Origin of the sequence: Thermovenabulum sp. (genome assembly GCF_049723235.1) — a bacterium.
Taxonomy (GTDB): Bacteria; Bacillota; Thermosediminibacteria; order Thermosediminibacterales; family Thermosediminibacteraceae; genus Thermovenabulum.
This window is the reverse complement of the sequence record NZ_JBNARB010000007.1, coordinates 1-12,721: the sequence shown is the minus strand read 5'-3', so window position 1 is coordinate 12,721 and position 12,721 is coordinate 1. Positions and strand designations below refer to the sequence as shown.

The window sequence follows — 12,721 nt, the reverse complement described above, 5'->3', positions numbered from 1 at the left end:
GGGGTTTTAATGAAAATTCTTTCCGAAATGATAAACAGCATAGAGATTATTTTAAACCATGTCCATGAAGGTATAGTAATAGCCGATAAAGATGGAAAGATACTGTACGTGAATGAAGCAAATGAGCGAATTACAGGTCTTGAAAACAGCAGGATTCTGGGGAAGTATGTGAAGGAGGTCGCACCGGATTCTTCAATACCCGATGTAATAAATACGGGCAGGGAAAAATTGGGGGTTAAAACCCGGGTAAACGATAGATATGTGATTTCCAACATTGTACCCATCAAAAATAAAGGCAGCGGTGAGGTAATAGGAGCTATTTCGGTGTTTTTGGATATTACCGAGCTGGAAAATTTGAATGCCAAATTAATAAAAGCGGAAGAAAAGATAAACAGGCTTTCCCTTCAGCTTTCGAGCTTCATAGGAAATGAGGAACCCATAATTGGGAAAAACGCTAAGATGCAGAAAGCTTTTTCTCTTGCGTTAAAAGCTGCCAACATAAATTCTAATGTTCTTATAATAGGCGAAAGCGGCACCGGAAAGGAAGTAATAGCAAAATTTATCCATGATAAAGGGGTAAGAAAACATAAACCCTTCATTGCCGTTAACTGCGGAGCAATACCGGAAAATCTTTTGGAAAGCGAACTTTTTGGCTATGAAGCTGGAGCCTTTACAGGAGCGTCTTCCAAGGGGAAACCCGGTCTTTTTGAACAGGCGGAGGGGGGAACCCTTTTCCTTGATGAAATAGGGGATATGCCTTACCCGTTACAGGTTAAATTACTCAGGGTTTTGCAGGAAAAAGAAATTATGAGGGTGGGAGGCACCCAGAAGATAAAGCTGGATGTAAGGGTTATAGCTGCTACCAATAAGGATTTGGAGATGATGGTAAAGGAGAAGAAGTTCAGGGAAGATTTATATTACCGTTTAAATGTAATAAAAATAGATGTTCCGCCATTAAAAGAAAGAAAAGAGGACCTTCCGCTGTATATTTCCTATTTTCTTAATCGATTGGCCAGAAGGCTTGACAAGTCAAAACCCAAAATTGCTTCTACTGCTATGAAAATGCTTTTAAATTACGATTATCCCGGTAATATACGGGAACTGGAAAATATTCTGGAAAAAAGCATGATTATAGATGACGACGATTTGATAACGGTAGAGGACCTGCCCGAATACCTTATAAAAGACAGCCCTTATCAGTATTACGATTCGGCCAAAGACCGCTGGCCGAAGCTTTTTGAAGTCGAAAGAAACCTTATAGAAGAGAGCCTCAAAGTATTTAAAAACAAAAGTAAGGCCGCCCAGGTGCTCGGGATACCCCGGTCTACATTGTACAGAAAAATAAAAGAATACGGTATCAACTGTTAATATTGGCAAATATCTAAAAGTAAAAGAATAATAAAAGAATTGCGGACAATACTAAAAAATTATGCAAAATTGTATCAAAATAAGACATAAATTGTTATAAATTTATGAAACAAATGTCTCGAAAAGAGACATTTGTTTATTTATGTACAAAAATGATACATGATGTAAAATAAAATTTTTTTTATAAAAAAAGTTTTTTTGAAGTAATAAGGCCTTTCAATCATTCAACATTGATGGCATAAAGATTGCATTAATAATATTTCGTTTTTGCAAATACCTATAAAATAAAAAGGAGGCCTTAAAATGCTGGACGATCTTACGAGAATGGCAGAACCTTACAGAATAAAAATGGTCGAGCCCTTAAAAATACTGACAAGGGAGGAAAGGATTAGAAAAATTAAAGAAGCGGGATACAACCCCTTCATGTTAAAATCCGAAGATGTATACATCGATCTACTGACCGACAGCGGCACATCTGCAATGAGCGATTACCAGTGGGCGGGTATGATGCTCGGAGATGAAGCCTATGCAGGAAGCAGAAACTACATCCACCTCTGCGATGTAGTAAAGGATGTTTTTGGTTACAATTTTACGGTACCTACCCACCAGGGAAGGGGTGCTGAAAAGGTATTATTCCCCCTCCTGATCAAAAAGGGTCAGTATGTACTGGGTAATATGCATTTTGATACAACTAAGGCGCATATTGAATTAGCCGGTGGTATTGCCAAGAATTTTGTTATTAAAGAAGCCGAAGACACAGAAAATTACCATCCCTTTAAAGGGAACTTTGATGTGGAAAGAATGGAAGCCTTCATTAAGGAAGTAGGTCCTGAAAATGTTGCCTTTATTCTTGCTACTGTTACCTGCAACAGCGCTGGCGGACAGCCGGTATCCATGGAAAACATTAAAGAAGTAAAAAGAATTGCCGATAAATACGGGATAAAGCTCTTTATTGATGCGGCGAGATTTGCTGAAAATGCTTATTTCATTAAAGAAAGGGAAAAAGGCTACGAGAATAAGACTGTCAAAGAAATAGTCAGGGAAATGTTCTCCTATGCGGAAGGCTTTACAATGTCCGCTAAAAAGGATGCCCTCGTGAATATCGGCGGATTAATTGCCCTTAAAGACGATGAGGAGCTTTACAAAAAGGTACAGCAAATGGTTGTTCCTATGGAAGGATTCGTTACCTACGGCGGTCTTGCAGGAAGGGATATGGAAGCCATGGCTCGCGGTTTGGAGGAGGTACTGGACGAAAACTACCTTTACTGGAGAATTAACCAGATAAAATACCTCGGCGACAAACTCAGGGCATCCGGCATACCCATTCAGTATCCCACCGGTGGACACGCGGTATTTATAGATGGAAAGAAATTCTTGCCTCACATCCCGCAAAATCAATATCCATCCCAGGTAATTTGCGTGGAACTGTATATAGAAGCGGGAATTAGAGCGGTAGAGGTAGGAACCCTTCTGGCCGGAAGGGACCCGATTACAAAAGAAGAGATACTTCCAGCTCTTGATTTCGTAAGGCTGACCATACCCAGAAGGGTATACACCAACAGCCACATGGATGTAATTGCTGAAGCCGTAAAAAGGGTCTATTCAAGAAGGGAATCCTTGAAAGGACTGAGATTGGTTTACGAGCCACCGGTATTAAGGCACTTCCTTGCAAGATTGGAGCCGGTAGAGTAAAAAAATAAAAATTAAGGGGTGAGGTTATGGAAAATTTTGAAAGGGATCAGTGGAGATCAAGGGCAGGATTCATATTTTCTACCGTTGGTGCTGCCGTTGGTCTCGGAAACTTCTGGCGCTTTCCTTTTATGGCCTACCAGAATGGAGGCGGCGCCTTCATTCTGCCTTATTTCTTTGCACTCCTGACCGCCGGGGTGCCTTTGATGATAATGGAATTTTCCTTCGGTCACAAGATGAGAGGCGGAGCCACCTTATCTTTTGCAAGACTTGGTAAAAAGTACGAGTTTATCGGCTGGTGGCAGACAATGGTGCCGCTAATTGTAATGTGCTATTATTCAACTATTATTTCCTGGAGCTTAAACTACCTGGTTTACGCAATTACCCAGGCCTGGGGAGCTGATCCCAATGCCTTTTTCGGCGGGAAATTCCTTGGGGTATCCAGCGGTCCCTGGGACCTGGGCGGCTTCAGGTGGAACATTGCTCTTGCGGTAATTATCGTGTGGCTCTTGAATTACACCATTACTAAAAAGGGTATTTCGGGAGGAATCGAAAAGGCCTGCCGGGTAATGACCCCGCTTCTGGCACTGTTAATGGTGATTATTACAATAAGGGGATTAACCCTACCCGGTGCGGCTTACGGTCTTAACTGGTTTTTAAAACCCGATTTTTCAAAGATTATGAACGCAAAGGTTTGGATTGCGGCTTACGCTCAGGTTTTCTTCTCAACTACTTTAGCGGTAGGTGTAATGATAGCCTATGCCAGCTACCTGCCCGAGAAATCCGATATAGTAAACAACTCTTTTATCACGGTATTTTCAAACTCCAGCTTCGACTTTATGGCAGGGCTTGCCGTATTTAGTATACTCGGTTATGTTTCCGTTGCTTCGGGAGTGCCTTTTGAAAAAGTGGCAACGAGCGGTGCGGGCGTAGCTTTCGTGGCTTTCCCGAAGGCTATAAGCATGCTGCCAATGCCCAAGTTCATGCAGAGCCTTTTCGGAATAATATTTTTCTTTGCACTGTTCATCGCAGGAATATCCTCCAGCATTTCCATGCTTGAATCCTTTGCTACCGCTGCCCTTGATAAGTACAATCTGTCCCGGGAGCAGATAATTACCAGGATTTCTATTGGCGGATTTATAGGTAGTATGTTTATTGCAACCGGTGCGGGAGTTCACATCCTCGACATTGTTGACCATTTTGTTGGGAATTACGGAATTGCTCTACTCGGTTTAATAGAAGCAGTATTGCTGGGTTATGTTTACGGAACGGATAAAATTAAGGAACATGCCAACAGGTATTCGGATTTCAGAATTGGATGGTGGCTGGATTTCTGCGTAAAATACCTCACCCCGATTATCCTCGGATATATGTTCATACAAAACATCATCAATGAATTCAAAGCTCCTTACAGCGGTTATCCCATGAGCGCCGTTATAATTCTCGGCTGGGGTGTGGCAATAGGAATGCTGGTGGCGGCTTTATACCTTGCATCAAGGCCGTGGACAAAGATGGACCCCTATGGGCAGGTTAGTGAAAAGGTGGTGTCCAGAAATGACTAATACAGGTATGGAACCCGGTGCTATTGCGATGCTGGTTTTTGGAGTTACCCTTCTTTACGGCGGACTTGCACTTTTCATTTCCATCGCTCTGAGAAAATCGCGTTAAATAGAATATAGCAAAAAAGGTGCCTTTTAAAGGCACCTTTTTTAATGACACTATTACACATTAAACCTGAAGTAGACCACATCTCCGTCTTTCATGATATAATCTTTACCCTCAATCCGAATAAGCCCTTTTTCTTTTGCCTCATTTTGATTTTTGCATTTTTTCAGGTCTTCAAAGGATATCACTTCAGCCCTGATAAAGCCTCTTTCGAAGTCACTGTGAATTTTTCCGGCTGCTTGAGGTGCTTTTGTACCTTCTTTTATTGTCCATGCCCTGACTTCCTTTGGACCTGCCGTAAAAAAGGTTATTAAACCGAGCAGTCTGTAAGAAGCTTTTATTAGCCTGTCCAATCCCGACTCTTCAAGGCCGTATTCCCTTAAAAGTTCTTGCTTTTCTTCTCCTTCCAGTTCTGCAAGTTCTGCTTCAATTTTCGCGCAGACCGGAATAACTTCGGCCCCTTCTTTTAACGCATATTCCTTTACTTTTTTTAGCAGTTCTCCTTCTTTTTTTGAAAGCAGGTCCTCTTCGGATATATTTGCCACATAAATGACGGGTTTAGAAGTCAGTAAAAAATACTGCCTCACCTTTTGAATTTCCTCTTCTTCCAGCTCCATAGCCCTTACCGGGATACCTTTTTCCAGATTTTCTTTTATTCTTTCAAGAAGTGCAAGTTCTTCTAAATACTGTTTCTCCCCGGATTTTGCCTGTTTTTTGGTTCTATCAATACGTTTTTCTATTGTTTCCATATCGGCGAAAATCAATTCAAAATTAATGGTCTCTATATCCCTGACGGGATCGACCTTTCCATCCACATGAACCACATTGGGATCTTCAAAGCACCTGACCACATGGGCAATGGCATCTACTTCGCGAATGTGAGAAAGAAATTTATTGCCGAGGCCCTCACCCTTACTGGCTCCCCTGACCAGCCCGGCAATGTCCACGAATTTTATAACCGTAGGGGTGATTTTTTCCGGATTTTCCATTTTCGCCAGAAAATCCAGTCTTTCATCGGGCACGGGAACAACCCCCACGTTTGGTTCAATGGTGCAGAAAGGGTAATTGGCGCATTCAGCCCCTGCTCTGGTAATAGCGTTAAAAAGGGTGCTTTTTCCCACATTGGGTAGACCTACAATACCTATCTCCATTGTGATTTTATCTCCTTTCAAAGGTGGTAACACATTAATGAATTATATAAAATACTGGAGATTTTGTAAATAAAAAAGAGGGAATTGCCCTCTTATATTTAAATCTTTATAGAATTTTTTTCCAGATCCCGGGCTATTTTTAATGAATTTAAGGCATCCTCTAAAGTGACCTCCGGAGATTCTTTTTTACCTTTTATTGCTTCGGTTAAATCTTCAATACCTTTAAATATAGAAGACTTATACACTTCCCACCGGTCCTGCTTTAAGGAAAACTCAAATTTTACTCGGCGGGAGGCCGTAAAGGATTTTCCTTTCCCTTTAAAAAATCTGGAATCACCTTTGTATTCTGCTAATATATTGCAATTTATATCAATATTTACTCCGGGTAAGTAATCATCGGAATTCCTTAAAAGGGTTTTTGTTAAAAATTCTTCCTCTTCTTTATTAAGTAGAGCTTCAATTTCCAGTTTTTCGGGAATCCAGCCGTTGACCTTTGCATAAGCCCTGTCAAAAATAAAATGAAAAGAAGTTTTTTCAAAAGCTTCGGGTTTGGTGAAGCTGTGGTAATAGGATATTACCACATTTCCTTCATGGAGGGAAAACCCGTATACCCTGTCTATTAAGGCTTCTCCTTTTCTTACAAAGTTAATTGCTTGTACCTTTACCGGCATTTTAAACAACCAGTTTACTATATCGAAAAAGTGAACACCGTGTTCTACCCAGATTCCTCCGCTTTTTTCGTAGTCCCAGAACCAGTGAGAAGGCAAAAGATGGTCATCATGGGCATAGTTTTCTAAATATGCCCTTTCAGGGAATCCAAAAATCTTTGCATCACAAATTTTCTTTAAAATTATATAAAGAGGGTTTCTCCTCATTACGTAGTCTATGGTGGCTTTTAAACCCTTTCGGGAAGAAATGTCTACCAGCTCTTTTATTTGTTCGACGGTAAGGGAGCCCGGTTTTTCTAAAAATAGGTGCTTTCCTGCTTCTAAAGCCTTTTTACCCATTTCAAAATGTAAAAAAGGCGGTGTGGCAATTACAATGATTTCGGTTTTTGAATCCTTAATTAATTCGTCGGCACTTGTATAGATTTTATCTATCGCATATTTGCTTTTAAGTTCTTGAAGCCTTGCAGTATTTACATCGCAGACCGCAGTTAAATTAAATTTATCCTTACCTTTTTTTTGCAGGGAATCCAATATCATTTCACAAATCCATCCTGCTCCTATAATTCCTATGTCAATGGGCGTAATTATCCCTCCCCTTAAAGGCAATTTTTTATATTTTATCCCTTCTTCTGGATTTCCATTACATATCGGGATAAAGGGGGACTGATTAAAAGCTGAAAAAAATAAGGAGAAATCCGGGGGATTTTATTGTAAAATATAAGTGAGGAAGAAACCGCAGGGGGTCTAACAAATGGAATACAGGCTTATAGTAACGGATTTAGATGGGACATTGCTGGATGAGAATAAAAATATACCCGAGGAAAATATAAGGGCAATTGAAGCTTTCAGAAAAAAAGGGGGGCTTTTTACAATAGCCACTGGAAGGGGAGAAAGGGGAGCACTTCCCTATATAAAAAAATTGAACTTAGATATTCCGGCGATACTTTTCAACGGAGGGGAACTTTACGATCCCGAAAAAGGACGTATTTACACCGTCTACCTTGAACGAAAATTGTACGATATTATTATAGACCACTTTATGGATAATCCTGAGATAGGAATAGTTGTTCATTTTCACGATAAAGTTTTTATTTCCGAAATAAAATCCGCCCATGATTATTATATCAATGTACAAAAAGTGATATACGATCGGGTATACAATTTAAAGGAAATAGAAAGGGCAAATAAGATACTCCTTGTAGGGGATGTGGCACTGGCTAAGGAGGAAATAAAAAAGATAGAGCAAAAATACGGTATAAACATTAATGCGGTACAAAGTGATAAATACTATTTTGAGATTTTACCCGAAAATGTATCAAAAGGAGAAGGTTTAAAGAAACTGTGCGATTACCTCAAAATTCCTTTGGGAAAAGCCTGTGCTGTGGGGGATAATTTCAACGATATTTCCCTCCTGAAAACGGCAGGACTCGGCGTAGCTGTGGAAAATGCCGAAGAACCATTGAAGAAAAAAGCCCGGTTTATTACCAGGAGAAACGATGAAGGAGGGGTAGCTTTTTTAATTGAAAAAATACTTTTGGGGAAAATGGAACCATTTACTATAAAATAAAAGGAGATGTAAAAATGGGATTTAAAAAATTATCAAAAATCCTTTTGGTTTTATTGCTAATTTTAATGATCACCGTATCCGCGATTTCCTGCGGTAAGCAAAATACGGCACCACCCTCTCAAAATTCGCAAAACCAAAATAATGAAAAAGAAGATAATACCGATAATAATGAGGTTACGGTAGAGTTTAATGATTTAAAACTAATGAGAAAGATTAACCCGATGGTAGAAAATACCACATATACGGAAGCGGTATCGAAGGCAGGGTATTTTCATTCCTTTGTTTATTACCTTACAGATTCCTTTGCCTCCGAAGACGGAAATTTTCCTATTATCAAGGAAGATGGAGAAAAAAATATTAAACTGTACGTTATTTCTAAGGACTTAAAAACGGTTTTAACCGCCGACAGGATTGAAGCGGAAAATGCGGAGAAAGGCTATCTTTTTTACCTTTTAGGATGGAAGGGCAATAAGTTATATTACCTGAAAGCCGAAAAAGATGGAGAAAAAATTGGTTTTTCAGCTTACAGTTTTAATACTGTCGACAGGAACAAAAAGAAAATTGCTTTTATTGAGCTGGAACACCTTTATATAGGTAACTTTAAATTTTTGCCCGAAGAGGAAAAAGCAATAATATTTGTGCCAGGGAAATATATTCAATTAGAGCTGGCAAGCGGTAATATTACCCTGTTAAAATCCGGGCTTCCTTTCTACGATGGACTTTTTTACCCTCAAATATCTCCGGATGGGAAGTATATTGCTTACAGCTTATTAGAGCCGGAAAGAAGGGGGATCTATGTCTTTGATGTAGATAACAAAAAAGAAGTTTTTCTTGCCAGAGCCGGTGAAAGAGACTATTTTACCCCCCGCTGGTCACCTGACGGAAGGTATTTAGCTCTTTATTATGTAGTAAAAAATGAAAAAGGTGACTTTGAATACGTAGAAGGGGAGGACGGCCCCTATCCCATCGCCGACGGTATACGGGTGATTGATTTTAAAGAAAATAAAGAGTTTGATATAGCCTTGCAGGGCATGAGAATAGGATTTTCCTATTTTAATGGAGATTCGGATTATATGATCTTTTCCAGTGTCCCTCTTGAAAACGCTAAGGAGCTCAATAAATACAGTGTATTTAATCCGGAAAAAATGAATTCTATAGCCTTTGATGGACTGTGGATTTACAATTTGAAAGAGAATAAAGCAAAAAAAATAAATGAAGAAAATATTAAAATGGGGTTTTATCCTGCATTGATACTTTCCGAAGAAGAGTATTATTTTTATAAAACTATTGATGAGGGATGGAAGGATTTAGTATATTACAACCACGGGTCCCGTCAGGTAATCGATACCGGGTACAGGTTTATACCCGAGATGTATCAAAATCTTAAGCTGATAAAAGGTAATTTGATTATTGTTGGAATTAATAATGGAGAAATCAGCATTTTTAAAGTTAACAAAGGAGAAAGAAAGGAGATTTTCAGGACAAAAGGTGTATTTAGGGAATACAATATTATTAACGGCAATATCGTACTATTTTATAACGATGAACAGGAAAAGGAAAAACTTACCGTAATTCTTTTATAAAATGATACTTTTAAGCCAGCTCATTCTTCAAAATTTCTAATTCTTCCTGCGTCAGCTCTCTCCATTCACCGGGGGAAAGGGAGTCATCTAATCTTAATGAACCTATTGCCGTTCTTTTTAAGTAAACTACCCTTTTCCCCAGTGCTTCAAACATTCTCTTTATCTGGTGAAATTTGCCTTCGCATATTTTCACTATTGCCCTGGAAATTTCATGGCTTTGAACAATGGAAAGTTCGGCGGGCAGGGTTTTAAAGTCTTCTAATTGAATGCCTTTACTGAAAGCCTGCACGTCATCGGCGGATAAATAACCTTCTACCTCCACGTAATATTCTTTAAAAACTTTATTTTTTGGGGATAAAAGCTTATGGGCAAGGATGCCGTCATCGGTGAGAAGAATTAGACCTTCCGCATCCTTGTCAAGCCTTCCCACAGGGAAAAGGTTTCTGTGAGAATACTCACCTTCTAAAAGGTCTACAACGGTTTCATCCTTCTTATCGTAGGTGGAGGATACCACGCCGGCAGGTTTATAAAGCATCAAGTACAGGTTTCTTTTAAAGGCGATGGGATCTCCCGAAACACATATTTTATCGGTTTGGGGAGAAACGTGAAAACCCGCGTCTTTTATAACTTCACCGTTTACCGATACTTCGCCTTCCTTTATTATCTTTTTTACATCCTTTCTCGTACCGAAACCGCACATGGAAAGAACCTTATCCAGCCTTTCTTTCCTTTCCATTTTTTAAAAACTCCTTTCCCGATTTTTTTGCCTTTATATATTATCATCTTTTTTTCCTTTTTAAAATAAAAAAAAGAGGTTGAAAAAATCAACCTCAAAAAATTATTTGTCGTTTAAAACCTGGACCAGAGTATTTGCCATTATCTGTCTAAATTCTTCGGTGTGTAAAATATTGAGTAATAAGGGGCCGAAAAGCTTCTTACCCTGTAACAGAGTATTATTAATTTCCGTTTCTTCGGCAGATTCTATTAGTTTTTCCCGGGCTATACTGGAAATAGATGCCAAGCTTTCCACTAAAGCTTTCAGAAAGTCAAAAGAATTAGCGGCAATTTTTAAGGAATTTTCCATTTTACCTGTGATAATTGTGTGGCGGAGTATTTTTTTGCCCAGAAGTAAGAAATTTTCCTCCTCCCTATTACCTTCCTTTTCTTCTCCTTGGGGACCTGTAATTTCAGATATTATTTCTTCTTTAAATTCCTCCAGCTCACATTTTCCTTCAATTTTTCCCATTTCTTCGGACATTTTAATCACCTCAGCTCAAATATTATCAATTTTATAATATGCCTTATCACATAAATGTGTTAGGGTGAATATCTTAATATTATAAGCCTGAAAAGGGAATGGGGGGGGGTTAAAATAGTGGATACTGGGTCCCATTATAACTATGAAAACAAGATAATAGTTTTTAAAAAAGAAACGAGGCCTTCTCAAAGGTTTGAGATTTATAAAAAATACGGGCTTGCTGTGGATAAAAACTTCCGGAGGCTAAAAATTGTCGTATGCAGGGCAAAAAGGCCGGAGGTTTTCAGCCTTTTAAGCGAGGAGCCCTGGATAGAATCGGTGGAAGAAGATGTCAGCGTAAATATTCAGGTTATACCCGAATCTGTAAAAGTTTATTCCTTAAGGGGGCAGGAAATACCCTGGGGGGTGCAAAAGTTAAAAGCACCGGAATGCTGGCAAAGTTTTAGCGGTGAGGAAATAAGAGTAGGGGTCATTGATACCGGAGTTGATGCGAATCACCCGGATCTAAAGGATAATGTAAAAGAACTAACGGGGACTTACAAAAAAAACCTGATATCCGATGACAACGGGCACGGTTCCCATGTCAGCGGAACCATTGCAGCTTTAAACAATGATATAGGAGTGGTGGGAGTTGCACCAAAAGCAAAAATTATCTCCGTAAAAGCTTTTGATAAAAACGGAAGTGGACAGCTTTCAGGAATTCTTGAAGCAATAGATTGGTGCATCAGTTCAAGGGTGGATGTTATAAACATGAGTTTTGGAATCCCCAATGACAGTAATGCCCTGAAAAGAACTATCCAGGAGGCCTATGATAATGGTATCGTTCTCGTAGCCGCAGCTGGAAATACCGGTAAAAAAGACGGTGTTCTTTTTCCCGCAAAGTATGAGGAAGTAATAGCGGTTACCGCATGCGATAGAAGGGGGACATTTGCACCTTTTTCCAGCCAGGGTAAAGAAGTGGACTTCATTGCTCCGGGGGTCGACGTATTGTCCTGTTATAATGACGGCGGTTATGTTCTAATGAGCGGGACTTCAATGGCCTGCCCTCATGTTTCCGGGGCTTGTGCTTTAATCCTCAGCAAGAAACGTTTAAAACCTTCTGAAGTAAAAGAAGTATTGGCAAGAACCGCAAGGAGCCTTGGATATTCCAAGGAAAAACAGGGGGCCGGTTTTATTGATGTTAAAAGGGCTTTAACCTTAATTGATTAAGGAGGAAAATCTTATGAATTTTGAAGAAATGAAGAAATTTCTCGAGTCAACGGGCTTAAATGCTGAATCTATTTCAAAAATTATGGCGGATTTTGGTATTTCTCCTGAGAATATGGATAAAGCCAAGGAACTTCTTGAACAGTTCGGAATAAAGGAAGTTGACCAGAAAAGTTTAGAAGATGTCATGAAATCCTTTGTGGATATCCTGCCACCGGAAGTAAAAAAACAGGTTAGCCAGCTTGCTTTAGAATTTGAAAAATTTTACCCGGATATGCCGATGCCCGAGGATATTAAAAAACTGCTGGAAAAATGGAACTCATAAATTAAAATAAGACCCTGGTTAATACGGCCAGGGTCTTTCTTAATGTGCGTTTTTCAAATTTTAAAACCCGGTGAAGAACAGACTGCAGCAGCAGAAAAGCAGAATAATTATAAAAATCACTATGAATATCCACCACCAATTGTTGCATCCGCCTCTGGTTACTTCTGTCATTATTTTTTACCTCCCTTATTGAGATTTCTAATTTTATAATATGCGGTGGTGGTAAAAGTGTGAAAGTTTC

The 12,721-nt window shown here is 39.3% G+C and carries 13 protein-coding genes; 8 read left to right on the top strand and 5 right to left on the bottom strand.

Translation table 11 applies throughout. From position 1 onward, the window contains the following. The first annotated feature begins 9 nt into the window (after positions 1-9). The 4 genes from ACPLOV_RS05230 (at position 10) to ACPLOV_RS05215 (ending at position 4,725) form a co-directional block, all read left to right on the top strand. Positions 10-1,368: a sigma-54 interaction domain-containing protein gene (locus ACPLOV_RS05230; RefSeq protein ID WP_424908911.1), complete on the top strand. Its 1,359-nt coding sequence runs from the start codon at positions 10-12 to the stop codon at positions 1,366-1,368. A 303-nt stretch (positions 1,369-1,671) separates the two neighbouring features. Further along, the gene (locus ACPLOV_RS05225) at positions 1,672-3,060 is read left to right on the top strand and encodes a tryptophanase (protein ID WP_424908912.1); all 1,389 of its coding nucleotides are present in this window, start codon (positions 1,672-1,674) and stop codon (positions 3,058-3,060) included. Positions 3,061-3,086: 26 nt separating this feature from the next. Then, a complete protein-coding gene (locus ACPLOV_RS05220) occupies positions 3,087-4,619 on the top strand; it encodes a sodium-dependent transporter (RefSeq protein WP_424908913.1) in 1,533 nt (510 codons plus the stop codon). Next, positions 4,612-4,725 (top strand): MetS family NSS transporter small subunit, encoded by a 114-nt coding sequence (locus ACPLOV_RS05215; RefSeq protein ID WP_424908914.1) that lies wholly within the window; start codon positions 4,612-4,614, stop codon positions 4,723-4,725. Before ACPLOV_RS05220 ends, ACPLOV_RS05215 begins: the two co-directional genes overlap by 8 nt. Positions 4,726-4,778: 53 nt before the next feature. Here ACPLOV_RS05215 and ychF read toward each other — a convergent pair whose 3' ends face one another. Beyond that, positions 4,779-5,873, bottom strand: coding sequence for a redox-regulated ATPase YchF (gene ychF / locus ACPLOV_RS05210; RefSeq protein WP_424910747.1), 1,095 nt, complete (start codon positions 5,871-5,873; stop codon positions 4,779-4,781). Between the two features lie 98 nt (positions 5,874-5,971). Next, positions 5,972-7,147: a Gfo/Idh/MocA family protein gene (locus ACPLOV_RS05205; protein ID WP_424908916.1), complete on the bottom strand. Its 1,176-nt coding sequence runs from the start codon at positions 7,145-7,147 to the stop codon at positions 5,972-5,974. Between the two features lie 145 nt (positions 7,148-7,292). Between ACPLOV_RS05205 and ACPLOV_RS05200 the strand changes: the two genes are divergently transcribed. Then, complete coding sequence (locus ACPLOV_RS05200) at positions 7,293-8,108, top strand: Cof-type HAD-IIB family hydrolase (RefSeq protein ID WP_424908917.1); 816 nt, start codon at positions 7,293-7,295, stop codon at positions 8,106-8,108. A gap of 14 nt (positions 8,109-8,122) precedes the next feature. Continuing rightward, a complete protein-coding gene (locus tag ACPLOV_RS05195; protein WP_424908918.1) occupies positions 8,123-9,691 on the top strand; it encodes a hypothetical protein in 1,569 nt (522 codons plus the stop codon). 10 nt (positions 9,692-9,701) lie between these two features. Here the strand turns inward: ACPLOV_RS05195 and ACPLOV_RS05190 are convergent, their stop codons facing one another. Together ACPLOV_RS05190 and ACPLOV_RS05185 are read right to left on the bottom strand one after the other, a co-directional pair. Next, on the bottom strand, positions 9,702-10,427 hold the full coding sequence (locus ACPLOV_RS05190; protein WP_424910746.1) for a pseudouridine synthase: 726 nt from the start codon (positions 10,425-10,427) through the stop codon (positions 9,702-9,704). Positions 10,428-10,529: 102 nt separating this feature from the next. Continuing rightward, positions 10,530-10,949 carry a hypothetical protein gene (locus ACPLOV_RS05185; RefSeq protein ID WP_424910745.1) on the bottom strand — a complete coding sequence of 140 codons (420 nt, stop codon included), beginning with the start codon at positions 10,947-10,949 and terminating at the stop codon, positions 10,530-10,532. Between the two features lie 117 nt (positions 10,950-11,066). Between ACPLOV_RS05185 and ACPLOV_RS05180 the strand changes: the two genes are divergently transcribed. Next, positions 11,067-12,158: a S8 family peptidase gene (locus ACPLOV_RS05180; protein WP_424910744.1), complete on the top strand. Its 1,092-nt coding sequence runs from the start codon at positions 11,067-11,069 to the stop codon at positions 12,156-12,158. A gap of 13 nt (positions 12,159-12,171) precedes the next feature. Further along, the gene (locus ACPLOV_RS05175; protein WP_424908064.1) at positions 12,172-12,480 is read left to right on the top strand and encodes a hypothetical protein; all 309 of its coding nucleotides are present in this window, start codon (positions 12,172-12,174) and stop codon (positions 12,478-12,480) included. A gap of 1 nt (position 12,481) precedes the next feature. Here ACPLOV_RS05175 and ACPLOV_RS05170 read toward each other — a convergent pair. Next, on the bottom strand, positions 12,482-12,721 hold a 240-nt coding region (locus ACPLOV_RS05170), incomplete at its 5' end, for a hypothetical protein (RefSeq protein WP_424910743.1).

Coding starts and splice junctions, on each gene's coding strand:
- ACPLOV_RS05230 (WP_424908911.1), top strand. CDS start 10: ATGAAAATTCTTTCCGAAATGATAAACAGCATAGAGATTATTTTAAAC.
- ACPLOV_RS05175 (WP_424908064.1), top strand. CDS start 12,172: ATGAATTTTGAAGAAATGAAGAAATTTCTCGAGTCAACGGGCTTAAAT.
- ACPLOV_RS05195 (WP_424908918.1), top strand. CDS start 8,123: ATGGGATTTAAAAAATTATCAAAAATCCTTTTGGTTTTATTGCTAATT.
- ACPLOV_RS05220 (WP_424908913.1), top strand. CDS start 3,087: ATGGAAAATTTTGAAAGGGATCAGTGGAGATCAAGGGCAGGATTCATA.
- ACPLOV_RS05200 (WP_424908917.1), top strand. CDS start 7,293: ATGGAATACAGGCTTATAGTAACGGATTTAGATGGGACATTGCTGGAT.
- ychF (WP_424910747.1), bottom strand. CDS start 5,873: ATGGAGATAGGTATTGTAGGTCTACCCAATGTGGGAAAAAGCACCCTT.
- ACPLOV_RS05185 (WP_424910745.1), bottom strand. CDS start 10,949: ATGTCCGAAGAAATGGGAAAAATTGAAGGAAAATGTGAGCTGGAGGAA.
- ACPLOV_RS05215 (WP_424908914.1), top strand. CDS start 4,612: ATGACTAATACAGGTATGGAACCCGGTGCTATTGCGATGCTGGTTTTT.
- ACPLOV_RS05190 (WP_424910746.1), bottom strand. CDS start 10,427: ATGGAAAGGAAAGAAAGGCTGGATAAGGTTCTTTCCATGTGCGGTTTC.
- ACPLOV_RS05225 (WP_424908912.1), top strand. CDS start 1,672: ATGCTGGACGATCTTACGAGAATGGCAGAACCTTACAGAATAAAAATG.